This is a genomic window from Lachnospiraceae bacterium oral taxon 500 (assembly GCA_002999035.1).
Taxonomy (GTDB): Bacteria; Bacillota; Clostridia; order Lachnospirales; family Vallitaleaceae; genus W11650.
Genome location: CP027241.1, coordinates 702,722 through 729,716 on the forward strand (window position 1 = coordinate 702,722; position 26,995 = coordinate 729,716).

27 protein-coding genes are annotated in these 26,995 nt (G+C 48.9%); 14 read left to right on the plus strand and 13 right to left on the minus strand.

All coding sequences use genetic code 11. From position 1 onward, the window contains the following. The first annotated feature begins 208 nt into the window (after positions 1–208). From C3V36_03345 to C3V36_03405, 13 genes are all read left to right on the plus strand, one after another. Positions 209–1,291: a LacI family transcriptional regulator gene (locus C3V36_03345; protein AVM68366.1), complete on the plus strand. Its 1,083-nt coding sequence runs from the start codon at positions 209–211 to the stop codon at positions 1,289–1,291. A gap of 211 nt (positions 1,292–1,502) precedes the next feature. Beyond that, positions 1,503–2,249, plus strand: a complete 747-nt coding sequence (locus C3V36_03350; GenBank protein AVM68367.1) for a glucosamine-6-phosphate deaminase — start codon at positions 1,503–1,505, stop codon at positions 2,247–2,249. A gap of 168 nt (positions 2,250–2,417) precedes the next feature. Beyond that, the gene (locus C3V36_03355; GenBank protein ID AVM68368.1) at positions 2,418–3,455 is read left to right on the plus strand and encodes a hypothetical protein; all 1,038 of its coding nucleotides are present in this window, start codon (positions 2,418–2,420) and stop codon (positions 3,453–3,455) included. 112 nt (positions 3,456–3,567) lie between these two features. Continuing rightward, a complete protein-coding gene (locus tag C3V36_03360) occupies positions 3,568–4,587 on the plus strand; it encodes an ATPase (protein ID AVM68369.1) in 1,020 nt (339 codons plus the stop codon). Between the two features lie 69 nt (positions 4,588–4,656). Beyond that, the gene (locus C3V36_03365) at positions 4,657–5,964 is read left to right on the plus strand and encodes a 6-phospho-beta-glucosidase (protein ID AVM68370.1); all 1,308 of its coding nucleotides are present in this window, start codon (positions 4,657–4,659) and stop codon (positions 5,962–5,964) included. A 302-nt stretch (positions 5,965–6,266) separates the two neighbouring features. Further along, positions 6,267–7,661 carry a hypothetical protein gene (locus C3V36_03370; GenBank protein ID AVM68371.1) on the plus strand — a complete coding sequence of 465 codons (1,395 nt, stop codon included), beginning with the start codon at positions 6,267–6,269 and terminating at the stop codon, positions 7,659–7,661. A gap of 78 nt (positions 7,662–7,739) precedes the next feature. Continuing rightward, on the plus strand, positions 7,740–8,636 hold the full coding sequence (locus tag C3V36_03375; GenBank protein ID AVM68372.1) for an ABC transporter permease: 897 nt from the start codon (positions 7,740–7,742) through the stop codon (positions 8,634–8,636). Then, entirely contained in the window at positions 8,636–9,496 is an 861-nt protein-coding gene (locus C3V36_03380) for a sugar ABC transporter permease (protein ID AVM68373.1), read from the plus strand. The genes C3V36_03375 and C3V36_03380 overlap by 1 nt, the downstream gene beginning before the upstream one ends. Positions 9,497–9,519: 23 nt before the next feature. Further along, positions 9,520–10,713, plus strand: a complete 1,194-nt coding sequence (locus C3V36_03385; GenBank protein AVM68374.1) for an N-acetylglucosamine-6-phosphate deacetylase — start codon at positions 9,520–9,522, stop codon at positions 10,711–10,713. A gap of 44 nt (positions 10,714–10,757) precedes the next feature. After that, complete coding sequence (locus tag C3V36_03390; protein AVM70422.1) at positions 10,758–11,987, plus strand: gfo/Idh/MocA family oxidoreductase; 1,230 nt, start codon at positions 10,758–10,760, stop codon at positions 11,985–11,987. A gap of 118 nt (positions 11,988–12,105) precedes the next feature. Then, positions 12,106–13,251 carry a hypothetical protein gene (locus C3V36_03395; GenBank protein ID AVM68375.1) on the plus strand — a complete coding sequence of 382 codons (1,146 nt, stop codon included), beginning with the start codon at positions 12,106–12,108 and terminating at the stop codon, positions 13,249–13,251. 48 nt (positions 13,252–13,299) lie between these two features. After that, positions 13,300–14,784 (plus strand): altronate hydrolase, encoded by a 1,485-nt coding sequence (locus tag C3V36_03400; GenBank protein ID AVM68376.1) that lies wholly within the window; start codon positions 13,300–13,302, stop codon positions 14,782–14,784. A gap of 37 nt (positions 14,785–14,821) precedes the next feature. Beyond that, a complete protein-coding gene (locus C3V36_03405; protein ID AVM70423.1) occupies positions 14,822–16,318 on the plus strand; it encodes a tagaturonate reductase in 1,497 nt (498 codons plus the stop codon). Positions 16,319–16,615: 297 nt separating this feature from the next. Here C3V36_03405 and C3V36_03410 read toward each other — a convergent pair whose 3' ends face one another. The 11 genes from C3V36_03410 to C3V36_03460 form a co-directional block, all read right to left on the minus strand. Continuing rightward, a complete protein-coding gene (locus C3V36_03410) occupies positions 16,616–17,065 on the minus strand; it encodes a hypothetical protein (protein AVM68377.1) in 450 nt (149 codons plus the stop codon). Between the two features lie 167 nt (positions 17,066–17,232). Continuing rightward, a complete protein-coding gene (locus C3V36_03415) occupies positions 17,233–17,970 on the minus strand; it encodes a tRNA threonylcarbamoyladenosine dehydratase (protein ID AVM68378.1) in 738 nt (245 codons plus the stop codon). A gap of 44 nt (positions 17,971–18,014) precedes the next feature. Next, positions 18,015–18,293: a hypothetical protein gene (locus tag C3V36_03420; protein AVM68379.1), complete on the minus strand. Its 279-nt coding sequence runs from the start codon at positions 18,291–18,293 to the stop codon at positions 18,015–18,017. A 166-nt stretch (positions 18,294–18,459) separates the two neighbouring features. After that, on the minus strand, positions 18,460–19,056 hold the full coding sequence (locus C3V36_03425) for a hypothetical protein (protein ID AVM68380.1): 597 nt from the start codon (positions 19,054–19,056) through the stop codon (positions 18,460–18,462). Positions 19,057–19,074: 18 nt separating this feature from the next. Next, entirely contained in the window at positions 19,075–19,308 is a 234-nt protein-coding gene (locus C3V36_03430; protein ID AVM68381.1) for a hypothetical protein, read from the minus strand. A 53-nt stretch (positions 19,309–19,361) separates the two neighbouring features. Further along, the gene (locus C3V36_03435; GenBank protein AVM68382.1) at positions 19,362–19,631 is read right to left on the minus strand and encodes a hypothetical protein; all 270 of its coding nucleotides are present in this window, start codon (positions 19,629–19,631) and stop codon (positions 19,362–19,364) included. A gap of 62 nt (positions 19,632–19,693) precedes the next feature. Beyond that, positions 19,694–20,932 carry a hypothetical protein gene (locus C3V36_03440; GenBank protein ID AVM68383.1) on the minus strand — a complete coding sequence of 413 codons (1,239 nt, stop codon included), beginning with the start codon at positions 20,930–20,932 and terminating at the stop codon, positions 19,694–19,696. A gap of 299 nt (positions 20,933–21,231) precedes the next feature. Then, positions 21,232–22,182 (minus strand): hypothetical protein, encoded by a 951-nt coding sequence (locus C3V36_03445; GenBank protein ID AVM68384.1) that lies wholly within the window; start codon positions 22,180–22,182, stop codon positions 21,232–21,234. Next, positions 22,106–23,362 carry a hypothetical protein gene (locus C3V36_03450; protein AVM68385.1) on the minus strand — a complete coding sequence of 419 codons (1,257 nt, stop codon included), beginning with the start codon at positions 23,360–23,362 and terminating at the stop codon, positions 22,106–22,108. The genes C3V36_03445 and C3V36_03450 overlap by 77 nt, the downstream gene beginning before the upstream one ends. Positions 23,363–23,480: 118 nt before the next feature. Further along, complete coding sequence (locus C3V36_03455) at positions 23,481–24,392, minus strand: hypothetical protein (protein ID AVM68386.1); 912 nt, start codon at positions 24,390–24,392, stop codon at positions 23,481–23,483. 540 nt (positions 24,393–24,932) lie between these two features. Continuing rightward, entirely contained in the window at positions 24,933–25,442 is a 510-nt protein-coding gene (locus C3V36_03460; protein ID AVM68387.1) for a thiol peroxidase, read from the minus strand. Positions 25,443–25,551: 109 nt separating this feature from the next. On the opposite strand from C3V36_03460, the gene C3V36_03465 reads away from it, so the two are divergent. Then, the gene (locus C3V36_03465; protein ID AVM68388.1) at positions 25,552–25,809 is read left to right on the plus strand and encodes a hypothetical protein; all 258 of its coding nucleotides are present in this window, start codon (positions 25,552–25,554) and stop codon (positions 25,807–25,809) included. A gap of 28 nt (positions 25,810–25,837) precedes the next feature. Here C3V36_03465 and C3V36_03470 read toward each other — a convergent pair whose 3' ends face one another. Both C3V36_03470 and C3V36_03475 read right to left on the minus strand, forming a co-directional pair. Next, positions 25,838–26,533, minus strand: a complete 696-nt coding sequence (locus C3V36_03470) for a hypothetical protein (protein ID AVM68389.1) — start codon at positions 26,531–26,533, stop codon at positions 25,838–25,840. Next, the gene (locus C3V36_03475) at positions 26,526–26,882 is read right to left on the minus strand and encodes a hypothetical protein (protein AVM68390.1); all 357 of its coding nucleotides are present in this window, start codon (positions 26,880–26,882) and stop codon (positions 26,526–26,528) included. Before C3V36_03475 ends, C3V36_03470 begins: the two co-directional genes overlap by 8 nt. Between the last annotated feature and the right edge of the window lie 113 nt (positions 26,883–26,995).

Below are 26,995 nucleotides of genomic sequence, written 5' to 3' on the forward strand. Positions count from 1 at the left end.
CAATCGCTTTTCCATATTCGTCCGAATGGTCTTTTTTAGGCTGTTTCCGCCGAGCAGAAAAGGGAAATCTTTTGACAGGGAAAGTTAAAAGATTACAACTCCGCTCTTTCGGCTGTATGGCTTGGCTTTAAGTTAAACCGACAGCAGACAGGAAAAGTTGAATTATCGTTACAGTTCAGGCAGATGCATTCTGTTTCAAGGTGGTGTCATGGCAGAAAAACGAGTTACCTTAAAAGATATTGCCCGTGCCAGCGGTTATTCCCTGGTATCGGTGCACCGCGCGATTAATCGGAAGGATGGAATCAGCGGCGAAGTCAGGCAAAAAATTTTAAAGGCTGCCAAGGATCTGGGTTATACCACCAATTATGTAGCCTCGTCCTTAAAACGCCGGCAGGTCAATCTGGCTGTGGTTTTGCCGGAAAGTGAGGGCAGCGGCAAATACTACTTCCGCTATATTTGGAAAGGCTGTGAAGCAGCAGCCGAAGCGGTTTTCGGTTATAATATCAACACCATTCGCCGGACGTTCAGTTCGCGTCGAAACCGGAGCAGCCAGGAGCAAATCGCTATTCTGGAAGAACTGTATGAACAATGGGGCGACCGCCTGGACGGAATTTTAACCACGCCGGACAGCAATAATACTCAAATTCAGTGCCTTTTAAGCCGTTTCAGCGGGCGGGGAGTATCTGTCGTTTTAATTGACAATGATTTTAAAGACTGCGGCCGGCTGTGCTGCATTGCCCCCAATGATGCTTATACCGGCCGGCTGGCGGCGGAATTAGTTGATTTGGTGCTAAACGGCCAAACCGGAACGGTTCTGGTCGCGGCCGGCGACGAACGTTCCTCTTCCCACAAAATGAATGCCGCCGGTTTTGAGGAATACTTTCAGAACACCAACCGCGGTATTCGGATAAAATATGTACAAGATGCCGATGACCCGGAGCAAAACCGGCAGCGGCTCCTGAAGTCTCTGCAAACAGACCAAACTATCGTCGCCGCTTATTCGGTTCGGGCCGGAAATACTTTGCCGCTTTGCCAGGCAATCAGCGCTTGCCCGCATGGACAAACGATTTTCGCAGTCGGCAGCGACCTTTTCCCGGAAAGCGCACAAATGCTTCGACGGGGCGTTTTAAAAGCAATTATTTATAAAAATCCGTATGAAAAAGGGTACTTGGGATATTTTACCTTATTTGAGCATTTAATCAAAGGACAAGCGCCGAAAAGCGACGCCATTCGCGTTAATATTTCCATTATCCTGCGAAATAACCTGCGCTTTTTTGAAGAATATATTTAACCTGACGAAAACCCCGCTTTTTGCGCGGCTGAGCCAAGTAATTACTGCCGCCAAATAAAGAGCCGTTCTGACAAACTCAACAACTTTCCTGCGATGATCAGAACCGTCTTTTTCAGGCAGAACACCCGCCCGGACAAAAAGCAAATCTTTCAATCAGAGGAACGTTGAGTTGAGCAACAAATGAAAAACAAAACTTTAAAAGGAGGTTTTTATGAATATTAACATTAATATCGCACCCACTCCCCGCGAGCTGGGAGAGCGCGCCGCTGCTGCTATTGCCGGACTCCTGCGCGCCGCTGTGGACAAACAGGGACAGGCCCGGATTATTCTTTCCACCGGCGCTTCTCAGTTTGACACACTAAAGGCTTTACTGGAGCTTGACGTGCCCTGGGAAAAAGTTGAAATGTTTCATCTAGATGAATATGTCGGCCTGCCGGAAAGTCATATCGCCAGCTTCCGCAAATACCTAAAGGAGCGCTTTGTGAGTAAAGTTCAATTAAAAGCCGCTCACTTTGTCAGCGGCGAGGGCGACATCAACGCCAACATCTCCCGCTTGACCGAAGAACTTTTAAAACTGCCGGTTGACATCGGCGTAATCGGCATTGGCGAAAACGGCCATATTGCTTTTAATGACCCGCCGGCTGATTTTGATACGGATGCCGCTTATAAAGTGGTAACTTTAGACGAGCGCTGCCGTCGGCAGCAGGTAGGCGAAGGCTGGTTTGAGCGGATAGAAGACGTGCCGCAGCAGGCGATTACCATGTGCGTTAAGCAAATCATGGCCTGCCGCCACATTATTACCGCTGCGCCGCATGCTGTCAAAGCCGAAGCTATTTGGAACACCATCACCCAACCGGTCAGTCCCGAGGTTCCGGCCACGATTTTAAAAATGCATCCTGACTGGCAGCTGTTTATTGACGATGCTTCCGCCGCGAAATTAACCGCCGGAAGGGCTTAAATCCAGCCGGTTAAAAGCTGCTTAAATCTCCGGTATTTTCCGGCTGACTATTGTGCCGGATAAAACGCTGACCGAAAAACAAAATATATAAAGAATGATTATTACCCTTAAATAACTAACCAGTTATTTATATATTTGATTTTTTCTATTCCATGAAAAGAGGCTGCTATGAAAAAAAGAAACTTTTCCATGACCGAATACTGGAACAGCAAAGCCGAGGTACATGTACCCCTGCTGTCCTTCGGCCGGCATGATAATACCGACTGGCGTCTTTGGCAGCAAAAAGCCAGGGAAAAACTAATTGCCCTGCTGGGCGAACTCCCCGCCAAAGTGCCGCTAGAACCGGAAGTTGTTTATTCCGTCCAGGAAGACGATATTATCCGGGAACGAGTCATTTTTGACGTTGAGGAAAATATGTCCATCCCCTGCTTTGTTCTGCGGCCGCAGTCAATGCCCGCCACCAAAAAGAACCCGGCCATTATTTGCTGCAACGGTCATCCCGCCCATCTGGGCAAAGATCCGGTTGCCGGAATGCGTTGCGAGGATGAGCACTGCGAGGCAATCCGGCAAATGAATTACGATTATGGCCTGCAAATGGCTAAAAAAGGATATCTGACTATTATCCCGGAACTTCGCGGCTTCGGCGAACGGCGGGACGGGATTGATCCTTTTCCCGGCCGGGATGCCTGCAATGTCAATTTTATTAAGGGCGCTCTGTTCGGCTGTTATATGCTGGGCCTGAACGTTTGGGATATCATGCGAACCGTTGATTATCTGGAAACCAGAGCCGAAGTTGACCCCAAGCGAATCGGCATGATGGGGCTTAGCTACGGAGGCACCATGACCGCTTTTACGACAGCGGTTGAGCCTCGGATTGCCGCTGCCGATGTGATGGGTTATATTAATCCATGGTCTGAGTTTGCCGTAAAAAGAGCCAACTTTTGCGGTATTCAACTGCTGCCGGAGATTTATAAATATTTTGAGACTCACGATATTGCCGGTTTAATCGCTCCCCGGCCGCTGCTTCTGGAAATGGGCATTTACGACGATTGCTTTTATATTCAGGATCAGCTGGCCAGCAGCGAACAAGTCAAAACCATTTATGATGCAGCCGGCTCCGGCGACCGCTTCTGGCGGGATATCCATGCCGGCGGCCACCGTTTTGCCGGTAATAAGGCCTTTGATTTCTTTGAGAAATATCTTTAAATTTTCCGGAGATTTTATTTGCCAAACAGCAAAAATCTCCCTGTAACGAACACCGCAGCAGGCGCCTGCAAAGGCCGCGCTGAAAATACACTGGCCGATTAAGGAGGTATTCATGCCCGCGATACCTATATCAAAACAATTTAATTTTCCAGTTTCTTCCGCAAACCCGATATTTTTCTTAGGTGTTGATGCCGGCGGCAGCAAGACTGACGCGCTGATTACTGATCAGGCCGGAACTGTCTTAGGCAGCGGCCGCTCCGGCTGCGGCAATCATCAGTTGGGCGCGGAAGCAGCTGCCCGCAATATTGAAGCCGCAGTCAATCAGGCTTTGCACTCAGCCGGTTTAACGAAGGATGCGATTGCTTTTGCCTTCTTTGGCCTGGCCGGTGCTGACCGGCCGGCGGATTACTCTATTTTACGGCCCCTCATTGCCAAGCTGGGGTTTGCCCGCTGGCAAATCGAATGCGACACCATGATTGCACTTCGAGCCGCCAGCCGTTTTCCCTACGGAGTGGTTCTGATCTGCGGCACGGGAATTAATTGTGCGGCTCGTTCCGTTTCCGGTACTGAAATCCAAATTGGCGGCCTGGGCGAGCTGTATGGCGACTTCGGTGGCGGGCAAAGCTTAGCCAACGACGGTTTTCGGGCAGTGATTCGGGCTTGGGATGGCCGGGAAGCCCCGACGGAACTGACCGGCATTTTTCTGCAAACTTTAAATTATCCGGATGTCGAAACGATGCGCGATGATTTTTTAGACCACAATTATCAAAACGTGCCGCTGACCGTCGTTCCTCCGCTTTTGCGGCTGGCGGCCGAAGGTGATCCGGCTGCTCGGGCGATTGCCTGCCGTCAGGGCAAGGAGCTGGCTTTGTCCGCTCAAACCGCCATCCGCCGCTCCAATCTGCAAAACGAGGATTTTGATGTGGTTTTAGCCGGCAGTGTTGTCGTCAAAGGGCCGGATGCCTATCTGCGGGATATTATTGCCGAGGAAGTGACGGCTTTGGCGCCTTTGGCCAAAATAGTCAAATTAACCGCACCGCCTGTTATCGGCGCAGTTTTACGGGCCATGGACGAAGCCGGCACCGCTGTTAATCCGGCAGTATTGGAAAGTTTAAAAAATGTAACCCTTTAAGTCAGTTACTCCACCCTAAACCAGCAAGTTTCGATTGCTTCTTCTGCAATCGCCGAAAGGAAAATGATTATGCCTAAAAAAGAACATTTAAAAGTTGTCGTTATCGGCGGCGGCTCTTCTTATACGCCTGAATTGATTGAAGGACTTATTCTTCATGCCGCTACTTTACCAGTCAAAGAATTGCATTTGATTGATGTTGAGGCCGGCCGCGAAAAATTAGAAATTATTACCGCTTTGACTAAACGGATGTTGACCAAAGCCGGCTCCGATATTCGCGTTTTTTCTTCCCTTGACAGACGCAGCGCCCTGCCTGATGCCGATTTTGTGCTGACTCAAATTCGGGTCGGCCAGATGCCGGCTCGAACCCTGGATGAAGAAATCCCGCTTTCTTTCGGCGTTCTGGGTCAGGAAACAACCGGTGTCGGCGGAATGATGTGCGGGCTGCGGACTATCCCGGTTCTGCTCGACATCTGCCGGGATATGGAGGAACTTTGCCCCGACGCCTGGCTGATCAATTTTGCAAATCCCTCCGGTATGGTAACCGAAGCCATTCTGCGGCACTCCAAGATCAAAGCCATCGGCCTGTGTAATGCTCCGCTTGGTTTCAAAAAAGCGGCAGCGGCCATGCTCAATGTCGATGAAGCCGAGGTTTCTCCTGAATTTGTCGGCTTAAATCATCTGCACTGGGTCGGCTCAGTTCTGCATAACGGCAAAGAGTGTATTGACACACTGTTAGACGGGCGCTATCAGTCCTACACCGCTGCCAACGTATCCGGCATCGGCTGGGAAAATGAGTTTATTCAGGCTCTGCGGGCAATCCCGTCTTATTATCTGCGGTATTATTATATGAAAGAAGAAATGCTGAATGATATGCTGCGCGAGTACGCCGCCGGCGAAATCCGTTCGCATAAAGTCAAAGCCATCGAGGAACGCCTTTTCCGTATGTACGCCGACCCTGAACTAAAAGAAAAACCGGAAGAACTTTCTTTCCGCGGCGGCGCCTACTATTCGGAAGCAGCCATCCGGCTTCTGGACGCAATTTACAATGACCGCCGGGAAATTCATGCCGTCAATGTACAAAATCAGGGCATGCTGCCCTTCCTGGATGACGCTGCCTCCATTGAGATCAACTGCATCGTCGGCGCAGACGGTGCCGTCCCGGTTAAGCCCAGATGCATTCCGCAAGGCATCAGCGGTTTAATTCGGACTGTCAAAGAATATGAAAGCCTGACTATTGAAGCCGCCGTTGAAGGCAGCCGGTCCAAAGCCCTGCTGGCGATGGGAATTCATCCTTTGATCCCAACGACTTCGATTACGCCCAAGCTGCTGGACGCTTTACTGACCGCCAATAAAGCTTATTTACCTAATTTTCAGTAATTTTCAAATAGCCTCCGAGCACTTAATGGCGCCGGTTCAAGCGCCGCCCAGCACTCGGAGAGCAGATAAGTATGTCACTTGGCTTTCGTCCGTGCCAAACGCCCGGTCGAACCAGGTAAATAAATAAACATCCATACCTAACGGTTGGGAACATTTTCCAAACCGGTCGGGTCATCGCGAGGAGGGATGCGAAAGTCAAATATTTTACCGCTGTTATTGTCAAAAGATATAAGCGTCAAAAGATCCAAAATCTCTGACATTGGATTTTTAGACTTTCGGCACTTGTATCACCAAAGAACAAAATGAAAATCAGGAGGGAATTTATGAAAAAGAACATTCATTTTCTGCTTGGGATTTTGCTGTCCCTGACCATCGTTCTGTCAGCTTGCTCCGGCACAACCCAGCAGCCCAAAACCGACACCACGGAAACGAAACAGACCGCTGATGAAAAAAAAGAGGAAAAGCCGGAAACAACGGAAAAAACAACAGAAGCCAAAACTCCGGTCACTCTGACCGTCAGCTGGTGGGGAACCGATACCCGTCATGCCGCCCTGCAAAGTGCGATTGACCGCTTTATGCAAACCTATGATTGGATTAAAGTCGAAAGCACTTTTTCCGGTTGGGACGGTTATCATGACAAATTGACAGTTCAGCTCAGCACCGGCAATGCACCGGATCTCTTTGCCTTTGGCCGGGGATTCGCGCAGCAGTACGGCGCAGGCGATACCTTAATCAACTATTTGGATCATTCGGCCGCGCTTCCGTATTTCAGCGAAATTCAGGCCAACCTGAAAAATCCTTATCAGACCGTAAACGGCCGGGTCATCGGTCTGTCTACCGGAATTTCTACTTTAGCGGTACTTTATAATAAGAAGCATTTTGATGCCGCCGGAGTAGAATATCCGAGCGACAACGAATCCTGGGTTTCCTTAAGCGAAAAATGGCAAAAGGTTCACGCCGCTTTGCCGGAAATTTACGGTGATAACGGCTGGATGTATATGCCCGATATTTTTCCGCTGATGATGAAGCAGCTGGGACAGGAAATCTATGATGTATCAGCTGATCCGGCGAAAGTAACCATTGATTTTGATGCAGCCAATAAAATCTGGAGCTGGAACGAAGCCTTATGGGAAAACGGCACGATTGCTCGCGACAGCAGCGATACCATTGGGTTTGAAGCCGGTAATCTGGCATCCACCTTATCCGCTTCTTCTGTTATTCCCAATACCAAAAACCAAACCGAAGATCCGCTGGGTTTTGCCGTAATTCCGAAAACCTTTGACGGCAGCGGCAAAAAAATCGCCAATCCTCCGGTTCCCGGCGGACTGTGGGGAATCCCGTCCAGTTCCAAGCATATTGACGAAGCTTTAATGCTCCTTAATTTCCTGCAAACCGATCCGGAAGCAGTCAAAGCAATCGGTACTCAATTCGGCGTTCCGTCCGTTCCGTCTTCGCTGAAACTTTTGCAAGACAATCTGGAAGCCGGAAGTCTGGAATACGAAATGCTGGATCTGGTACAAAGAAGCCAGGCCGATATTGATGAAATCTGGAGTCTGCCTATGCCGAAAGGCTATTCTCAGGCGTTAGAGGCTTATCAGGTTGAAATGGAACGTTATATTTTCCACGATATTGATAAAGACACCTTTATCAAAAACGCACAAGAGGTTATGAATCAGGCTATTATCTCCGCTGACTAAACGCAAGGCCGGACCGGGGAGCCGCCGTTTACCGAAAAACGGCGGCTCCCCCGGCCCAAAAAAACAGGAGGCTTTTCTATGAAACGACGAAGTGTCCGGACAAACCTGACCGGCTATCTTTTTATTTCACCCTGGCTGATCAGTTTATTGGTATTTACCCTGCTGCCGACTTTATGGTCACTGTATTTATCCTTTACCAATTACAGTTTACTCTCACAGCCCAAGTTTATCGGTTTAGAAAATTATATTAATATGTTTCAAAATCCCACTTTTTGGAAATCTTTAAAGGTAACGGCTACCTATGCGCTTTTATCGGTTCCGCTGCACATTATTACCGCGCTTTTAGCGGCACTGGCGCTCTATCGAAAAAAACCGGGCATCGGTATTTACCGGACGATCTTTTATGTTCCGTCTTTTATCGGCGGATCGGTCGGCGTGGCTGTGATGTGGCGCATGATTTTCAGCGACAGCGGCTTTATTAATTCTTTTTTAGTCAGTATGGGTCTGGAAAAGATGAAGTTTTTTAACAGTCTTTCCAACGCGCTTTACACCTTGGTGGCAATTCAAACCTGGGTTCTGGGTACCGCCATGCTGATCTTTATTGCCGGCCTGCAGCAGGTGCCGCAGGAGCTTTATGAATCGGCTACGATTGACGGCGCGGGTCGGGTCCGCAAGTTCTTTTCCATTACTCTGCCACTGATTTCGCCGATGGTTTTGTATAATTTGATTCTGGGCATCATTAACGCCATGCAGGTCTTTACCAGCGGCTTTGTCATCACCAAGGGCGGCCCGGCCAAATCAACTTATTTTTATGTGCTTTACCTTTACGAGGAAGCGTTTAAATATCACAATATGGGCTATGCTTCCGCTCTGGCTTGGATCCTTTTCCTGCTGATCTTTGTCCTGACGCTGATCGTCCTTCGAGTCTCTAAGCAAATGGTCTACTATGAAACGGACCAGAAACGAGGTGCTTAATGAAACAAACGGCTAAAACCCGCAAAGCATTCCTTTTCAGCCTTTTATTTTACGGCATCGCCACTGTTTTAGCGCTGATTTATATGTTCCCTTTATATTGGATGATCGTCAGCTCCTTTAAGCCAATGAATGAGATTTTTAAAATTCCCTTCGAATGGCTCCCTAAAACCTGGACTTTTAAGCATTATCTTGCCGGCTGGCGTTTTATGGGCGGAATTTCATTCAGCCGCGTTTATTTAAACACTTTTTTTGTCACCGTAATGTCCGTAACCGGCACGGTTTTTACCGCTTCGCTGGTTGCCTTCGGCTTTGCCCGCATCAATTTCAAAGGACGCAACATCCTTTTTCTGATTTTGCTGGCAACCATGATGCTACCCTATCAGGTAACGATTGTTCCCAATTATCTGATTTTTAACGCCCTGGGCTTAGTCGATACCTTGCCCGCGCTTTTTATCGGCTCTTTCCTGGGCGGCGGCGCTTTTTATATTTTTATGATCCGGCAGTTTTTTCTGGGAATCCCCTATGAACTGGACGAAGCCGCCCGAATTGACGGTGCGTCCACATTTCGGATTTTCAGTCAAATCATTTTGCCTTTGGCCAAGCCGGTCTTGCTGACCGTTACTATCCTCAGCTTTTCCTCGGCCTATAATGATTTTTTCTCGCCGCTGATTTTAATTAACAGCCTGAAAAACTTTACCGTACCGGTCGCAATCAATGTTTTCCTGGATGAAGCCGGGGCCGGCAATATCGGCGCATCCATCGCCATGACCACGCTGTCAATTGTACCGCTTTTAATTCTGTTTTTCAGCGTACAGAAACAATTTATGCAGGGCGTTGTTTCCTCCGGTTTAAAAGGTTAAAAATAACAGAAAGGTTTGCTCTCATGAAACATATTTTATCTTCTCCCGCCGCCGTTTTTTACGGCCGGGATTTATACAGCAGCCGTTCTTTGGCGATCAGCACCGAAAACGGAAAAATTACTTCTATCCGGGAAATCCCGGCTGATCCTTCTCTGCCTCTGGTCTCACCGGGCTGGATTGATTTGCAGGTCAACGGCTGCTTCGGTCATGACTTTAACAAAGCCGGCGTACAAAGCAGCGATATCTCAAACGCTGCCGCTAAACTCCATTCCTGCGGTGTGACTAAGTTTTTACCGACCATCATCACCAATTCGCCGGAACGCATGGCAGCCGGTATGGCAGCTGTTCATCAGGCCTGTCTGGAAAACCCCATTACCGCCGCTTCTGTTCCCGGAATTCACATGGAAGGTCCTTGGATTTCCGATCAGGACGGCCCGCGCGGCGCGCATGAGCTTGCCTGTGTTCGGGACGGAAGTCTGTCCGAGTTTACAGCACTGCAGCAGGCGGCCGGCGGAAAAATTTGTAAAGTCACCTTAGCCCCGGAACGAAACGGTGCCATTGATTTAATCCCGCAGCTAACCGCTCAGGGTGTGCGGGTAGCGATTGGTCACAGCAACGCCAGCCGCTCTGATATTTTGGCAGCAGCTGACGCCGGAGCGTCTATTTCTACGCATTTAGGTAATGGCTCGCATCCGGTACTGCCCCGGCATCAAAATTATATCTGGGAACAGCTGGCAGAGGATCGCCTTTATGCCGGACTGATCGCCGACGGACATCATCTGCCGCCGGCGGTACTGACCGCTATGCTCCGCTGCAAAGGCGAAAAGGCTTTTGTTGTCAGCGACTGCGTCTCTCTGGCCGGGTTAGCTCCGGGCGAATACTCCGATGAAATCGGCAGTTCGGTAATCTTAGCCGAAAACGGCCGCTTGTACATGAAGTCTACCCCCGATATTTTAGCCGGCTCCAGTGCCACCCTGCTGCAAAACCTGGAGTTTTTAGCCGGTACTCTTAAAATGGCGCTAAAAGACGCCGTCACTTTGGTTACGCGTCGGCCGTCCGAGGCAATGGGCTGGCCGGACAGCGGTACGCTGGCGGTCGGTAAGAAGGCAGATCTGACTTTTTTTGATTTTGATTTTAATACCGGTAAAATCCAAGTCCGCCAAACCGTGGTCGCCGGAGTTTCGGTTTACCGTCAAGATGTCTGCACACCGGAATAGAAGTTTACAACAAGAGAAAGGATCTCAAGGTTATGGAAAAGGCTATAAAAAAACCGCATAATTATGCCATGATTGGCTGCGGTCATCGCGGCATGTATATGTTCGCCCTGCCGCTGGTGCAACACTTTACTCACACTGCCAGGCTGACGGCGGTCTGCGACAGCAACCCCGCTCGGGCATCCTATGTTGCCGAGCGCTGCGGCGATGTTCCCTATTTCACCGATTTTGATTTGATGTTAAAGTCCTGTGAAATTGACACCATTATTATCGCCACCACCGACGATACGCATGACCAATTTATTTTAAAATCTTTATACGCCGGTTACGACGTAATCTGCGAAAAACCGATGACCATTGACGATGCCCGCTGCCGGGCGATTCTGAAAGCGGAAAAAGAAACCGGCAAAAGCGTTAAAGTTACTTTTAATGTCCGGTTTATTCCCTATGTCAAGCGTTTGAAGGAAATGATTGCCGGCGGCACAATCGGCGAAGTTTTAAGTGTTCATCTGGAATATCTCCTGGACACTTCGCACGGCGCGGATTATTTCCGGCGCTGGCACCGCCGGCTTGACCGCTGCGGCGGCCTGCTGGTACATAAATCAACACATCATTTTGATATGGTTAATTGGCTGATCGACCAGCGCCCGGAAGAGGTTTTCGCTTACGGTTCCACCAAGTTTTACGGCCCAACCCGGGAGCAGCGTTCGCTTCGCTGTACGGGCTGCCCGTATACCGATTCCTGCGAGTTTTATTTTGATTTGAGTGAAGACCCCGATTATAAGGCGCTTTATTTGGATGCGGAGGAAAAAGACGGCTATTTCCGGGATCAATGTGTCTTTGCCGACGAAATTACCACCTATGATACCATGTCAGTCAATGTCCGTTACCAAAGCGGCGCTTATTTAACCTATTCGCTGATTGCTCACAGTCCTTACGAAGGTTATAAGGTGACCTTTAACGGTACCAAGGGCCGGATTGAAGCGGCGGCCTACACCAACCTGCTCCACCCGGAAAGCGGAATTGAACAAATTACCTTATTCAACCGGCAGGGCGAAGCGGTCGTTTATAATTTGCCGCCCAGTGTCGGCGTGCATGGCGGCGGCGATGCCCGGCTGCAAAAGGCTTTATTTGAGCCAAACTTCAACGACCCGTTAAACCAGCAGGCTTCTTCCTTTGACGGCGCCATGTCAATCCTAATCGGTGTTGCCGCCAATCGTTCCATTGCCGAACACCGGCCAGTCACAATTGCTTCGCTTTTAGCCGACCCAAAATAGGGCCGGCTCAATACAGGCAAAAATCGAGTTAATAACCGTCCGGACAAAACACCTCTGTTTTTTCCCGGACGGTTTTGAAACTGCCGCGCGGCCGGATCATGCCGCAGAAAGGGATACTATGCTAAATACCGCTTTAATCGGAGCCGGAGGCTTTGGCTACTGCCATCTTCTTGCTCTGGAAAAATTAATCAGTCAGCAGAAAATTGCTTTAAAGGCGGTCTGCGACGTTAATCCTTGCTTTCGTCAGGAATTGGAAGCCAAAGGAATTGCTTTTTTTACTGATTATCGTGAGCTGCTAAGCACCGTCCCCAATCTGGATTACATCACAATCTCAACGCCGATTCCTACGCACAGCGAAATTGCTGCTGCCTGTCTGGCGTACGGCGCCCATGTGCTGCTGGAAAAACCGCCGGCAATTTTACCGGAAGAATTTGCACGGCTGACAGCCGCACAAACGGCCAGCGGCAAAAGCTGTGCCATTAATTATACTATGACCGCCGACCTCGCTTTTCTCAAACTGGTGCAGCTTTTAAAAAATGGGGAACTCGGCCGGATTCACAGCATTACTGGAACCGGACTGTACAAGCGCTATCAAAGTTATTATTCCGGATCACCCTGGCTGGGACAAATAAGCTATAAGGATTATCCGCTGCGCGACGGCACCATCAACAACCCGCTGTCGCATCTGCTTAACAATATGCTGCTGCTCGCCGCCGCTTCCGGCAGCGGCCGTCCGGTTTCAGCGGAAGCCGAGCTTTACAGGGTCTATCCGATCACCGGCGAAGACACTTCCTGCCTGCGGATTTTGACCGAAGCCGGTACACGCCTGCTGTTTTACGCTACTTTATGCAGCCCGGAGCAAACTCCGGCCAGAATCGAAATCAGCGGCAGTCAGGGCAATGCCGTATGGCAATATCCCGGCTATCTGCAAACCGACGCCGGGCAGGACAGCTATCCGGCGGAAGAAAACCCAACGGATAAAATTCATGACAATATGTGCCAGTTTTTATTAAACGGTACGCCTTTATTCTGCCCGCTTAGCAGCTGCCAAAATACGGTACTGGTTTCGGACGCTGCCTTTGCCTCGGCTAAAGAAATTCAAACCATTCCCGATACTTTTATTAAAGGCTATCAGGAAAACGGCGAACACGGCCGCGAACTCATCGGGATTCAGGATTTGGTGTATTCCGCCGCTACCAAACAGGCTTTGTTTTCCGAAATGTCTCTGCCCTGGGCAGTTTCCGGTCAAAAAATCTTATTGTAGTCCGGCGGATTTAAGAGATATGCCCCACCCAAAACTTAGGAGGTTTTTATGCTCAATTTTATTAAAATTCATCCGGCTGATAATGTCGCTGTTGCTCTGACCGATTTAAAAGCACAGACTCCGATTACTTTAGGCGGCGACGAGTTTCTTTTACCGGCTGATATTGCCCGGGGGCATAAGTTTGCTCTCCGCCCGCTGGCGGCCGGCGAAAGTGTCATCAAATACGGCCATCCCATCGGCCAAACCACTGCCGCTGTAAAAACCGGCGAATGGATCCATACCCATAACCTAAAAACCGGACTGGGTGAGATTATGTCCTATACTTATCAGCCCGGCGATTTAACCCCACTAAGAACCGCCGAGCACTTTTTTTCCGGTTACCGCCAGCCGGACGGCCGGGCAGGTGTGCGTAACGAAATTTGGATTATTCCGACTGTCGGCTGCTTAAACAGTGTTGTCAGCGCGATTGAGCGGCAGGCGCAAAGCATGCTCCGGGGCAGTATTGATTCCATTGCCGCTTTTCCGCATCCCTATGGCTGTTCGCAAATGGGCGATGATCAGGAAAATACCAAGACAATTTTAGCAGATTTGATCAATCACCCCAATGCCGGCGGAGTTTTGGTGCTGGGGCTGGGCTGTGAAAACAGCAATATTGAAGAGCTGAAAAAACTGATTGGCCCCTATGACGAACGGCGGGTTAAGTTCTTAACCGCTCAGGACAGCGATGACGAAGTCGCCGATAGTTTGGCCCTGCTGGAAGAATTGACTGCCTACGCTGCCACCCGCCGCCGGGAAAGGATTTCCACCCGGGAACTGATTGTCGGACTCAAATGCGGCGGTTCGGACGGCTTATCCGGTATCACCGCCAATCCCACGGTCGGTGCGTTTTCTGACCGCCTGGTTGCGGCCGGCGGTACTACCATTTTAACGGAAGTGCCTGAAATGTTCGGAGCGGAAACAATTTTAATGAACCGCTGTGCCAGCCGGGAGCTGTTTGAAAAAACCGTTGCCCTGATTAATGATTTTAAAAATTATTTTATTGCTCATAACCAGACGATTTATGAAAATCCTTCGCCCGGCAACAAAAAGGGCGGTATTTCCACCTTGGAAGATAAGTCCCTGGGCTGTACTCAAAAGTCAGGCAGCGCTCCGATTGAAGGCGTTTTGGCTTACGGCGAGCCGGTTCGGCATAAAGGCCTGCACCTGCTCAGTGCGCCGGGCAATGATTTGGTCGCTTCCACCGCTTTGGCGGCATCGGGCGCGCAGATCATTTTATTTACCACCGGCCGCGGCACTCCCTTTGCCTGCCCGGTACCGACCGTTAAAATTTCCAGTAATTCCGCCCTGTATGAGAGTAAAAAGAAATGGATTGATTTTAACTGCGGCGAACTGGTTACCGGCCGGGAAAGCTTGGACTCTTTAGGTCAAAAACTGTTTGATTATGTTCTGGCTGTTGCTTCCGGAGAAAAAGTAAAATCCGAAGCCGCCGGTTTCCATGACATGGCCATCTTTAAGCAGGGCGTGACTTTGTAGCTGTATGTGCCGCCGCGGCGGCAGAACGGAGGATAAAATGAAGCAACTGTCGTATTCCCTTTTGCGGGAACAGGGCTATTCCGGTTACTTGCTGAAGCAGGCGCCGGAACGAGTGATCCAATTTGGCGAGGGCAACTTTATGCGTGCCTTTGTTGATTATTTTATTGATATTCTAAATGAAAAGACCGGGTTTAACAGCAAAGTCGTTCTGGTTCAGCCCATTCCCCGGGCCAGCGGCTTTGATCCGGGAACGGCTTTAAACGAACAGGAAGGGCTTTATACCTTATACCTGCGCGGTGCGAAAGCCGGACAAAAGCTGGAAGAACGCCGGATCATTTCCTGCGTCAGCCGCTGCTTAAATATTTATGCTGACTATGCCGCGGTTTTAGCCTGCGCCGAAAATCCGGAGCTGCGCTATATTACCTGCAACACGACCGAAGCCGGGATTGTTTACGACCCCGACTGTAAGCTTGAGGATACGCCGCCGAAAAGCTATCCGGCCAAATTGACCCAATTTTTATACCGCCGCTTCAAAACCTTTGGCCCCGGCAGCAAAGGCTTTATTATTCTGGCCTGCGAGCTGATTGACGACAACGGCCGCCTGCTCCACCAATATGTTCTGGACTATGCCCGGCAATGGGGTTTGGAAAAGGAATTTATAGACTGGCTGCAAACGGAAAACATTTTTTGCTCCACTCTGGTTGACCGGATTGTAACCGGCTATCCGGCCGGAGAAAGTGCCGCACTGGAAGCGGCTAACGGTTACCGGGACCAGGTTCTGGATACCGGCGAATTGTTCGGCCTGTGGGTGATTGAAGGCCCGGCTTGGCTGAAAGAAGAATTGCCCTTTGCCGAAGCCGGTTTGCCGGTTTTAATCACCGATGACCATAAGCCTTACAAGGAAAGGAAAGTCCGCATCCTAAACGGTGCCCACACCGCCGTTTCTCTGGGTGCGTATCTGGCCGGTCAGGATTTTGTCGGCGACTGTCTGCGGGAAGATATTATCCGCAATTTTATGCACCGCCTCATTTATCAGGAAATCATTCCCACGCTGTCTTTGCCGGCAGCTGACTGTACCGCCTTTGCCGACGCAGTCTTGGAGCGGTTTCAAAATCCTTTTATCCGGCATTCCCTGCTGGCTATCAGCCTGAATTCAACTGCTAAATGGAAAGCCCGGCTGCTGCCGTCCCTAAAGACCTCCCTCCGGCTGACACATCAGCTGCCGCCCTGTCTGACCGCTGCTTTTGCCTTTTATCTGGCGTTTTATCACGGTCAGGAAATGACGGCTGACGGGCTGCGCAGCCAGCGTCAGACCGGTTCATACCTGATCAAAGATGATCCGGCTGTTTTGCAGTTTTTTGCCGCTCAAAAAGACGCTGAAATCACGGATTATGTCAATGCCGTCTGTCGCCGCACCGACTTTTGGGGCGAGGACTTAAGCGCGCTGCCCGGACTAACTGCCGCTGTCAGCGAATACCTGAATATCATTCACAAGCAAGGTGTTTTAGCCGTGATGCAGGACTGCCTGCTTTAAGCACGCTGCCCGGACTAACTGCCGCTGTCAGCGAACACCTAATATTATTCACAATCAAGACATTTTAGCCGTGATGCAGGACTGCCTGCTCCCAGCCAAAAACAAAGCAAAGGGCTATTGCATAATAAGGATTCGTCTCCAGATATTGTGTTAAACTTTCAATATCTGGGACAATGCCTTAAAGTGCAACAGCCCCTTTAATATTCGGGCCGCAAACAGAAAATGTCTGATTCGACCTCAAATGGGGTATTCCGTGAGTCACTAACGTAAAGAACTGCTCTGGCCGATACTCGTTATTTACCTGTCAATCATTGCCGGGTCAACGATTCGCACGGCTTTGGGAATGTATTTTTCCCGGCGAAAATGCTTCTCACGGCTTTTGATCGCCAGAAAACTAAGTGCTGTCAGGCCGAAACCCAACGCAATCGCCACCAACTCCTTCTGCGCCGGGAAAAGTGCTTCTCCCAAAAAACTGCCGCCGATAATACCCAACAGCAGAAAGATCAACGGAATACCATATAAAATACTGACTGCCGACAAAAAGCTGTCGCCATCCAGCCGAATCTCAACCATATCATTCTTTTGGGCGGCGCAAAGATTCAGAGCCTGGAGCTTTAAAGTCTGGCTCTCGGCGCCCATGCTGCAGGCATGGCAGGAGCCGCAGGCAGCGTTCCTGACCATACGCAGGATAACTTGATCGTCTTTTACCTCTATTACTTGTCCTACTTCCATTTGATTCCCTCTCATCTTTAACTCAATATGTCAAAAGTTACCGTTCAGCCAAATCTCACTATGCTTATCTAACCCGTTGATATCAGGCATTAGTGTCCGCTTGTTGCTTACAGTTCAGACAAGCAGATAATAATACTTACTATGGCCGGAGAGCTTGCTCTCCAAGGGCATAGTAAGTATTATTATCTATTTGCGGAACGCACACACTCATAATTCGCTGCAAGCGAATTATGAGTGCAGTTTGGCTGAACTGTAAGCAACTCTCGAATCACTTCGCCGGCCAGATAAAAACCGGCCACCGGGGGGACAAAGCTGATCGATGCCGGTATTTTTTGTTTTAGCACTGGTTCTGCTGTCGAAAACACGACTTTTACGTCTGTAATTCCCCGGGCTTTTAATTCCCGACGCATCACTTTAGCCAGTGGACAGACTGTCGTCCGCGTAATATCAGCGATTTGAAATCTGGTATTGTCCAGCTGATTGCCGGTGCCCAAGCAAACAATAATCGGAATATTTTTGCTTTTGGCGTCTGCAATCAGCTGCAATTTGGCCGTGACATTATCAATCGCATCCACCACATAATCGCAGCCGCTGATATCAATCTGGCCGGCCTTTAAGTAAAATTCTGGTCGGACATCAATCCGCAGGTCAGGATTAATGTCCAGACAGCGCTGCCTGGCTGCTTCTACCTTAAGCTTCCCGACCGTTGAATGCAGTGCATAAAGCTGCCGGTTCAGGTTCGTTTCCTCAATGACGTCCTTATCGACCAGCAAAAGGCTGCCGATTCCAGCTCTGGCTAAAGCTTCCGCCGCAAACGAACCAACCCCGCCCAAACCAAAAACCGCCACTTTCTTTTGGCGCAGCGTCTGCACCCCCGTTTCACCAATCAGTGCCGCCGTCCGGTCAAATTGTGAGGTCATCTGCCTTCTCTTCCTTTCTGCCTAAGATTTTTCTGTTTGTTTTCTTATGCTAAATCCTCCGGTGCAATTGCGATAGACGGATAATGATTTAATTTGGTTAAATCCGTATCCAGCGGCACACTGTAAACCATATAATAATTCTGCGGATTTTCTTGGGTTAATTCTGCCAGCTTTTTTTCAGCCGCTGCTCTGTCCTGCGTGGCGTAAACCACCGAAACCACACCGATATTTTTATCCGCTTCTTTCTCCACCCCGCCGCACAGGATTAGCTTTAATTTGGCTTCTCCGTTTAAACCTTGTTGAACATAGGTTTCATAATCCATATCACCCTCCGCCGTAAAGCCGTTTTGTTCCTACAGGCAAATTTGCTTTTCCCGGCGCTCACTTGCCTGCAAACAATTCAAAGTAATTGTCTGTTCTTTTATTTTATCTTGTTTTTTATGATTTGACAATAGAGAAAACAAGGGAAATTTAATATTTGAGCGAAGATTATCCGTTCCCACCATCCCCCGCCTGCCTGACTGCCGCCAAATAATCCCGCAGCACCAGTTCCCGCTCTTCCTTCATCATTTCCATTTGCAGAAAGAGCCGTGCCTGTTTTTGAAAGAGTTTTCTAAAAAAATCCAAATCTTGCAAGCCGTCTTTATCCCTAAGTGGTAAATAGCAAAACCGCCATTCGCCGCTTTCCGGAAAATAGGCTGCCGCGCCTGGCCCGATTTGCAGTCCTTCGGTTGTTAACAGGTATTCCGGTAAAGTTCGCTCCAATTCCAGAAGCTGACGAACATAGGCTTCCGGCTGCTCCATTACCTGTCTTTCACCAAGCTCTGCCGCCGTAAGGTCAAAATCTAAAATTGCCTGCCCGCCCTGCCAATGAAGCACCGGCCTGTGCAAGCCTTTAATATCACAGTATTGCAGCATTTTCAGTTCATATTCTTTCAGTTCCGTCCGGGCAAAGCAAAAGCGCTTCACTTTCCGTCCTCCGCAGTTCAAAAGTATTTCACCTGATTTCGGCCAAATCAGTGGTTCTCTTTTCTCTTCGTTTCTATTCTCTGTTTTTTCCTCTGCCTTCCCCTCTGTCCGGTTCATTGCTGCCTCCTTACTCGCTCAATTTTCCCCATATTTTTCCCCTCTTTTCTTTTTTCCTTTTTTTCTCCTATTTTCTCCTATTGAAAGCTTTTTCCTTTTCTTACAAATACGCAGCCAACCAAAAGCCTGATTCATGTTTGTGAAAAGATGCTGCCCATCAGGATTTCCGCACCCCGGGCGATTACCGTTTCGTGCTTCCGACCAAAGGCATGGACTCGCATAAATTGCGCTCTCGCCGGCGTCATCATTCATTGTTGTTTGCCGCCGGCGAAAATCTCTCGGATTCTGCGTTTTTTCGGCGTTTATTATGGTTTTGGCTGCGCACCCAGTTCTTTAATATCAATTCCGTTAAAAATACTGTCTAGCAGCCTAAAAATCTGGACTTTAAAGGCAAACGCCAGCGCTACGATTACCACGATGATTAAAGCAATCTCGACAATGCCCATGCCCTTATTATTGCCTAAAACCTGCCTAATTCGTCCTAAAGACTGCTGCTGCCAAACAAGCCACCGGCATTGCTGCCGCAGCACCCAATTCCTGCTGTTTTCATAGCTTTTCTGCCTTTTTGTTTTCATTGCCTTTCCTCCTTGCTTGCGTATCCGTTTACCTATGTTTTACACTTAATGTAAACCGACCCTTATATCCTCTCAAAGGCCGGAAACATCGTTAAAATAATGATAATTATCAGGAACAGCAGCATCGGAAACAGCAGGCGCGAGGTTGTTTTCTGCATATACTCATGCCCCTGCCGCAGCCGATCGGCAAATAGCTTATCTTTTAGCTGTTCCAAATACAAAATGCTTTGCTCATCCCCTCTTTCCTGCGCCATCAGCAGCAGCCGCTCAAACTGCTGAATATCCGGCAGCGGACAAACCCGATAAAACACCTGAATCACGGCAGCAAACGGCTCCTGATGATATAGTCCCTGTCGGCAGGTGTCCAGTGCCAGTACAAACTCCGGACCAAAACCGGCCGTGCTGCCGCAAATGCCGCTGATTGCTGCAAACGGACTCTTGCCGCATTTTAAGAGCAGTACCAAATGCTGCATCATTTGAGTAAAATCCCTTAAATATCTTTTTTCCCGCTCTTTTTGCTTTTCCCGAGCCGCCGCCCGCGACAAAATAGATAAAAATAGGACGGCAATCACAAAGCCCAACATCATACCGCCAAAACTGCCCCCGCTTTGCAGCGCTGTCCAGTGCAGCCGCCCGCCCGCTACTTCTCCCGGTAAGATCAACTCCGGTGTTTTCTCCTTCTCTAAGTTTGTAATTACCAGTTTTAACTGTTTCGTTAAGAGTTTTTGGACATATTCTTCCGTAAAATCTTCTGCCCGCAAGGTTTCCGCAACTTCGACCGCGGCTCTTTCCTCCTGATACCGCAAAACCGCTCTGATTTTGATTTCTCTTTGCCGCTTCGTCCGAAACAGTTCAAAATAATTCCACTCTCCTTCCGCCAAAAATAAATCTGCCGGCTGGTATTGATATTCCACCTCAATCCCCCGCCACCGGTTTGGCAAGTATCTGGCTTTTTCAATTTTGGCTTTCCCATCCCGCTGCAATATTTTCACCTGAAACTCAGCCGCTGCTGCCTCTAATTTGCGGCGAATAATTTCTCTCGCCTCGTCCTTTGTCCCTAAATGAATCGGCAAACTTCCGGAAAACTGCTTTTCTCCCTGATACCGATAGCTTAAAACCACATTTTTCTCCGCTTCCTGAAAATCCGGCCGCGCCAGTGCGCTGATTTTTTGATTGTCCCGGCTGCAAAAAGAGAGCAGCCCGATCAGCGGCAGAAGCAGCAGTAAAATCAAAATCTCCCTTTTCTTTTCCGGAAAAAAGAATTGCAGCACCGCCCGTGCTTTATCTCGTATTTTTTCCATCTCTTCCCCCTTTCGTCCAGTATTTTTCTGCTTCCCGGACTTAACAACTCAATTTTCCCATAGTCTTTTTTGGCACTATCCCGCTTGGAAAGCGGGTACATGGACTCACTCTCGCGAGTTGCTTCGCAAATCGCATTCCGTTCCTGCCCGCCGCCGAAAGGCGTAGCCTTTCTGGAAACAACGAGCCTAAAAAAGACTGTTCTGTCGAACATAGGAAAGTGGCACACATTTCTGCGCGGGCGCGCATCCTGCCCTGGTCGAAAGCTCCGCTTTCTGCGCGGGCGCGCATCCTGCCAAAACTATATCTCTATCTGCGTCATACTGTAACATAAATATGCCGCCAAAAGATAAATCCCCAAACACACCCCCATCACCATCCGGCCCTGCAAGGTCTGATACATCACCTGCCGAAAATTGGGCGAAAGCGCCTTCAAATAAAGGAGCAGAAACGGAACGAATAAAGTCAGCAGCCGGCTTTCGTATTTAACCTTGGTCAGCATACTGCTGATTTCTTTTTCCATTTGCAGCTTTTTTTGAATTTGAATCAGGCTGTTCTGCATCAGTTCATGCAAGTTGCCGCCGCTTTGCAGACTGGATTCCAGTGCCGCCGTAAAATATTTCAATCCTTCCATCGGCTTCTTTTCGGCCAGTTCGCTAAAAATATCGGCTGCCGAAACATTCATCTCCAGCTTCTGAACTATCCAATCCTCAGCCGCAAACAGTCCCCCGCCGCGCAGCGCCTCGCTCATCCCTGACTCCAGCGATCGGCCTAAACGAATCTGACTGTCCAATTCCGTTAAATACTTGCCAAAATCCTCCTCCCATTTTTGCTTTCGCCTTTGCTCCATTTCCTCGGCTGCCCGCTCCTCGGTAAAAACGAGAACCGGCAGCAGCAGTGCACCTAAAATCAAACTTTCAAAAAAGAGCCAGCCCAGCAGTAAGACAACTGCTCCACCCGCCGCATAAAAAATGACTTTTTCCTTGGCTGTCAACCGCAATTTCGCTCTGTTTCCCTTTGTCCCTTTGCTTTTCTGCCTTGATTCGTCTACTCCTGCGGCTTTTGTCTGCTCCGGCTTTTGCTGCCGATTTTTGTGCCAAAACCGGCACCCTTTTGCCGCGCCTGCCCAATTCCCTTTCTTTGTTTCCGGTGGGCAACTTCCGGCTGTTTCCGGCTTACGCTTTTCGGAGTCTTGTCCGCCGGTTTCTGCCAGCCACGCTTTTATTCGACTTTTTTTCCATATCCCCGTCAAACCGCTCCCACCTTTCTTTTAACTGAAAATCCGCTTTTATCTTTTGCAGGCAATCGGCCGCGAAAGCATAGCGGTAAACCGATTCCAATTCAATTTCGCCGTTTTTTACGCCTTTGACCGCGGCAATTTCAACAATCCTTCTGCCCCGGCCATGGATTTTTTCCAGATGAATAAATAAATCAATCGCTGAAGCAATTTGACTGCGAATGGCCGCTATCGGAATTTCCACTCCCGATAAAACCATTGTTTCCAAGCGTTTAACCATATCGGCCGCCGAATTGCTGTGCCCGGTTGACAGCGAGCCGCTGTGCCCGGTATTCATGGCTTGCAGCATATCAATTGCTTCTTCGCCCCGCACCTCACCGACAATGATTCGATCCGGCCGCATCCGCAGCGCTGCTTTAATCAGTTCGCGGGCGTTGATTTCCCCGCAGCCGGCAAAGCTTTCGGTACGGCACTCCAAATTGACCTGATTAGGAATCTGATCAATCCGCAGCTCTCTGGCATCCTCAATGGTAATGATTCGCTCCCGCTCAGGAATGGCCGAAGTCAAAATATTCAGCAGCGTGGTCTTACCGGAAGAGGTGCCGCCGGACACAAAAATATTATATTTTTTGCGCACCGCCTCCTGTAAAAACCCGGCAACTTCTTCCGTTAAGGTATGACCCGCAATTAAATCCCGCCAGGTCAAAGGCTTTTTCCCAAACTTCCGAATCGTTACCATCGGCCCCTGCCGGGCAACCGGCGGCAGAACGATGCTGACCCTTTCGCCGCTGCTTAAATACAGGTCGCAAATCGGATTTTTTTCATTGACCTGCTTATTCAGGCGACTGACCATTCGCTGCACGATTTGATTCAGCTCGCCCGCAAAATAGTAGCTGTGGGAAACGGCTTCCATTTCGCCTCCCCTTTCCAGATACAGCTTATCCTCGCCGATAATCATAATTTCATTGACCTGTGCATCCTCAATATAGGGCTGAATACTGCCGTAGCGCCGAAGCATATCAAATAGCTGTTTCGCCAGCCTGATTTTCTCCGGCAGCGCCAAATCCTCCGCCTGTAACTTTTGACTAATCCTTTGCCGCAGCCGCTCGTCCTTCTGTTCTTCGCTTTCCCCGCTCACCCGGTTTTCCTTATTTTCTTCAATGATGCTCTGATAATAAGTCATCAATGACATCATGTGTACCTCCTTACGGCACCGATTTATCACCCTGCAAAGCCCAGGCCCGATAAAGGTACAAACATCTTGCCTAAACCTTTATCCGATAAGCCAAGCGGTTTACCGCCGCACTTTTCTTCTATCTTTTATCCTCCGGCAGCGATGCGCCCGGTGCAGTCCCTTGTCTAATCACATTTAAAATCTCCGACAGCGCCCCTTCCTCGCTGACCGCCACATAGTCAAACCTCACCGCTGCTGCAAACTGCTTCCATTTCTCAGCTAAACGCTTGACCACAAACAGCCTTTCCTTTTCCTCCAGCGGCAAACACCAGTTAAGCAGCCCGGACGAGGATAAGTCAAACACAATCTGCTGATAACCGCCCTGCTTCAAAATCCGCATAAAATCCTGTTTTTCTCCCGTCCGCAGCACTGCCAAATCCTCCGGCTTAGCCGGCCCGTGCAAAATGTCCAGCCCGCCCTCATGCAGACAAAAGTCGCGAACATTGACCTGCCCCAGTGTTTTCCAATAGAACAAAAAATCCGACAGCCGAAACGGAATAAATTCCCGGCTGAAGTTTTGATAAGCGTCAAAGGAAATCAGCAGTGTCTTCCGGCGCCGGCTAAGTTCTTTGGCCAGCCGGTAAGCCAAGTCCGACACACCAATCCCGCCAAAGGGCGAATACAAATAACTCCGTTCCGGCTCGTCTGTTCCGCTCACCGGCGCTTCCACCAGCCCCAGCTGATAGAGCCGCTCCGTCAGACATTTGCAAATCTCACTTAACGGCTGGTAACAAAAGCATTCGCCTTCCTCTTGGGTTGGTGTTTGCCTCATTTTCAGCGTATTCTTTTGCTGATGCAAACTTTCCGCCATTCCTCTTTGCTCATCCGGCTCAGCCGGCAGCAGCCAAATCGCTTTTTCGGCTGGTTTCACCGGCAGCATTCCACCGCTCTCACAGCTATGAACTTCCCAGCCGCTGCTGCGCCAAGCCAGCCCCTCCGCTAATTTTTCCTGATATTCCCGGTCGTTTAAGGCTAAATAAATCAGAATCATATTCCACCCCATTTCTCATTTTAGGCTGCGGGCATCGGCTGTCCACCGAATTCACAACTGGGAATTTCTTAATTGCTCCCCTGCTGCATCAGCCTTTCGGCTTGTTTTTCTCTTTTTTATCTTAGCATTTGGCTCGACAAAAGTCGTCCGCTGGTTGTGGAATCTGGTTAGAAAATGATTGGTATTTCATTATAAAATAATTAGAAATAATAGTATAAAAAGTTTCAGGTTCCAGTAATCTGCCGAAAACGAATTACAAGTGTGGGCATTAAACAAATATCATGAACTGCTTACCTGAACTTGCAATAAAAAAAGAAGCCTCCGCAGAGTACTTCTTTTTCGTTTATTTTATTTTTCTTCTCTCCACTTCCCCATGAGCGAAAGCGGAGGGCACAACTATCCTGATTCCCCCTATCGAAGTGCTTCGCACTCCTGTCCGGGCGAGCAATCTGCCTGCTCGAAAGTTCTGCTTTCTACCCGGGCGGTCGCCCTGATCGAAAGCTTCGCTTTCTGTCTGGAGCAGTCATCCCACGCCAAAGGCTAAAACCGTTTCACTGCCTTCAGTGCGTTATCATAATTCGGATGATTGGCAACCTCTGATACGTATTCAACATAGCGAACAATACCCTCTTTGTCAATGCCGACAATCCCCCGGCTAAGCAGGCGCATTCCTTCCAGTTCAAAACCATACTTATGGGCAAAATCCAAATCCCGATAATCCGACAGCATGATCAGATTTTTAATTCCCTCGGCGGCACAAAACCGTTTCTGGGCAAAAGGTAAATCCGCTGAAATCGTTAAAATCGCGATATCTCCAAGCTTATCCATTTCGGTATTAAAACGCTTCGTCTGCGCTTCACAGACCTCGGTATCAATCGACGGTACTACGCTGATCAGTACGTTCTTACCTTTCAGATCCGATAAATGAAACTCGCTCAAATCGCCTTTAATCGCTTTAAAATCCGGTGCCTTATCGCCGACCTTTACTTCCGCTCCCAGCAAAACCGCCGGCGTTCCGGCAAAAGTAACTACATTTGTTCTTCTTTCCATTTCTTTGATATCATCCTTTCTTACCTAAGTTTTATCTCTGCACTGTTATCTCCATAACTCAACTTTCCCATAGTCTTTTTTGACTCTATCCCGCTCGGAGAGCGGGTGCATGGACTCACTCTCGCGATTTGCTTTGCAAATCGCATTCCGTTCCTGTCCATGCAACGAGTCTAAAAAAGACTGTTCCGGCGAACATGGGAAAGTTGAGTCCATAATATTTTGTCCCATCCGTTTTGTCTTTCTTTATTCACTGATGCAAACCGAACAGCCAAAAATACCTTTCTTATCAGCCGACATGATCGCCGCCGAAAATTATGCTTTCTCCTTTAGCCTTAGCTTACAGATTATTATACTTGATTTTTTTTAAAAATGGAATAAGTTTCTTTGTTTAGTATTTACCGTAAAAATCCGGCAAACAAGCTGGCAAAGACAATTGTCATGATGCCGGCAATCGCCACCGACAAACTGCTCATCGCCCCTTCAATTTCGCCAATCTCCATCGCTTTGCTGGTGCCGATCACATGCGAGGCCGTCCCCAAAGCCAAACCAACCGAAATCGGATGCTTGATTTTAAACACCTTACAAATCCATTCTCCCAACACGCTGCCCAAAATTCCAGTAAGGACAATGGCCGTAACCGTAATGGTCGAATTGCCGCCCAATTCTTCGCTTAAATCAATCCCAATCGCCGTGGTAATCGACTTGGGTAAAAAAGTCACATACTGCTGATGATTCAGCTTCATCACATAAGCCAGTGCCAAAATGCAAATGAGTCCCGACAATGTGCCGGAAAGAACCGCCAGCAAAATTGCCTTGTAATTTTTACGCAAATGATGAAACTGCCGGTACAACGGCAACGCCAGACAAATCGTAGCCGGTGTAATAAAATACGTTAAATACCTCGCTCCCCGGTCATACTGCTCATAGGAAATCCCGGTCAGGCGCAGGAATAAAATAATAAAAGCAATCGACAGCATCAGCGGATTGAGCAGCGGCGTATTCCAGCGCTGCCGGAGTTTCAGTGCTCCCCAGTAAGCCGCGACCGATAAAAAAGAGCCAAAAAACAGCGAATTTTTAAAAAGCTCATTCATTGCCCTGCTCCTTTGTCAAAATCAGATCGGCTACCTTGCCGGTCACTACCGTTACTACAACCGTACTGATAAAAATCAGCGCCAATGCTTCCAGCAGAATCGACTTAACCTCGTCAAAAATATTCATCAGATTAACTCCCGGTGCGATAAACAGCACCGGCAGGCAAACCAGCAAAAAATCTCCGGCTCCTTCTACTCTTTCCGGTTTTAACACACCGGTCTGCAAAGCCAGAAATAAAATCACCAGCCCATAAACGCTTGCCGGTACCGGCAAGCCCAGCAACCGGTACAGCAGTTCAGAAACAAAAGTAATACCTAAAATAACTCCTAATTGTTTTAATTTTTCCATAGTTTTACTCTCAATTTCCCTGTCGAAAAATCCTTCCCTGCGCTGGTGCGCAATGGTTCTTTACGGCTCGGCCGCACAAAAAAATTGAAGTTCTCCTTTACTAAAAATAGCTT

Coding starts and splice junctions, on each gene's coding strand:
- C3V36_03345 (AVM68366.1), top strand. CDS start 209: ATGGCAGAAAAACGAGTTACCTTAAAAGATATTGCCCGTGCCAGCGGT.
- C3V36_03350 (AVM68367.1), top strand. CDS start 1,503: ATGAATATTAACATTAATATCGCACCCACTCCCCGCGAGCTGGGAGAG.
- C3V36_03355 (AVM68368.1), top strand. CDS start 2,418: ATGAAAAAAAGAAACTTTTCCATGACCGAATACTGGAACAGCAAAGCC.
- C3V36_03360 (AVM68369.1), top strand. CDS start 3,568: ATGCCCGCGATACCTATATCAAAACAATTTAATTTTCCAGTTTCTTCC.
- C3V36_03365 (AVM68370.1), top strand. CDS start 4,657: ATGCCTAAAAAAGAACATTTAAAAGTTGTCGTTATCGGCGGCGGCTCT.
- C3V36_03370 (AVM68371.1), top strand. CDS start 6,267: ATGAAAATCAGGAGGGAATTTATGAAAAAGAACATTCATTTTCTGCTT.
- C3V36_03375 (AVM68372.1), top strand. CDS start 7,740: ATGAAACGACGAAGTGTCCGGACAAACCTGACCGGCTATCTTTTTATT.
- C3V36_03380 (AVM68373.1), top strand. CDS start 8,636: ATGAAACAAACGGCTAAAACCCGCAAAGCATTCCTTTTCAGCCTTTTA.
- C3V36_03385 (AVM68374.1), top strand. CDS start 9,520: ATGAAACATATTTTATCTTCTCCCGCCGCCGTTTTTTACGGCCGGGAT.
- C3V36_03395 (AVM68375.1), top strand. CDS start 12,106: ATGCTAAATACCGCTTTAATCGGAGCCGGAGGCTTTGGCTACTGCCAT.
- C3V36_03400 (AVM68376.1), top strand. CDS start 13,300: ATGCTCAATTTTATTAAAATTCATCCGGCTGATAATGTCGCTGTTGCT.
- C3V36_03405 (AVM70423.1), top strand. CDS start 14,822: ATGAAGCAACTGTCGTATTCCCTTTTGCGGGAACAGGGCTATTCCGGT.
- C3V36_03410 (AVM68377.1), bottom strand. CDS start 17,065: ATGAGAGGGAATCAAATGGAAGTAGGACAAGTAATAGAGGTAAAAGAC.
- C3V36_03415 (AVM68378.1), bottom strand. CDS start 17,970: ATGACCTCACAATTTGACCGGACGGCGGCACTGATTGGTGAAACGGGG.
- C3V36_03420 (AVM68379.1), bottom strand. CDS start 18,293: ATGGATTATGAAACCTATGTTCAACAAGGTTTAAACGGAGAAGCCAAA.
- C3V36_03425 (AVM68380.1), bottom strand. CDS start 19,056: ATGAACCGGACAGAGGGGAAGGCAGAGGAAAAAACAGAGAATAGAAAC.
- C3V36_03430 (AVM68381.1), bottom strand. CDS start 19,308: ATGAATGATGACGCCGGCGAGAGCGCAATTTATGCGAGTCCATGCCTT.
- C3V36_03435 (AVM68382.1), bottom strand. CDS start 19,631: ATGAAAACAAAAAGGCAGAAAAGCTATGAAAACAGCAGGAATTGGGTG.
- C3V36_03440 (AVM68383.1), bottom strand. CDS start 20,932: ATGGAAAAAATACGAGATAAAGCACGGGCGGTGCTGCAATTCTTTTTT.
- C3V36_03450 (AVM68385.1), bottom strand. CDS start 23,362: ATGATGTCATTGATGACTTATTATCAGAGCATCATTGAAGAAAATAAG.
- C3V36_03455 (AVM68386.1), bottom strand. CDS start 24,392: ATGATTCTGATTTATTTAGCCTTAAACGACCGGGAATATCAGGAAAAA.
- C3V36_03460 (AVM68387.1), bottom strand. CDS start 25,442: ATGGAAAGAAGAACAAATGTAGTTACTTTTGCCGGAACGCCGGCGGTT.
- C3V36_03465 (AVM68388.1), top strand. CDS start 25,552: ATGGACTCACTCTCGCGATTTGCTTTGCAAATCGCATTCCGTTCCTGT.
- C3V36_03470 (AVM68389.1), bottom strand. CDS start 26,533: ATGAATGAGCTTTTTAAAAATTCGCTGTTTTTTGGCTCTTTTTTATCG.
- C3V36_03475 (AVM68390.1), bottom strand. CDS start 26,882: ATGGAAAAATTAAAACAATTAGGAGTTATTTTAGGTATTACTTTTGTT.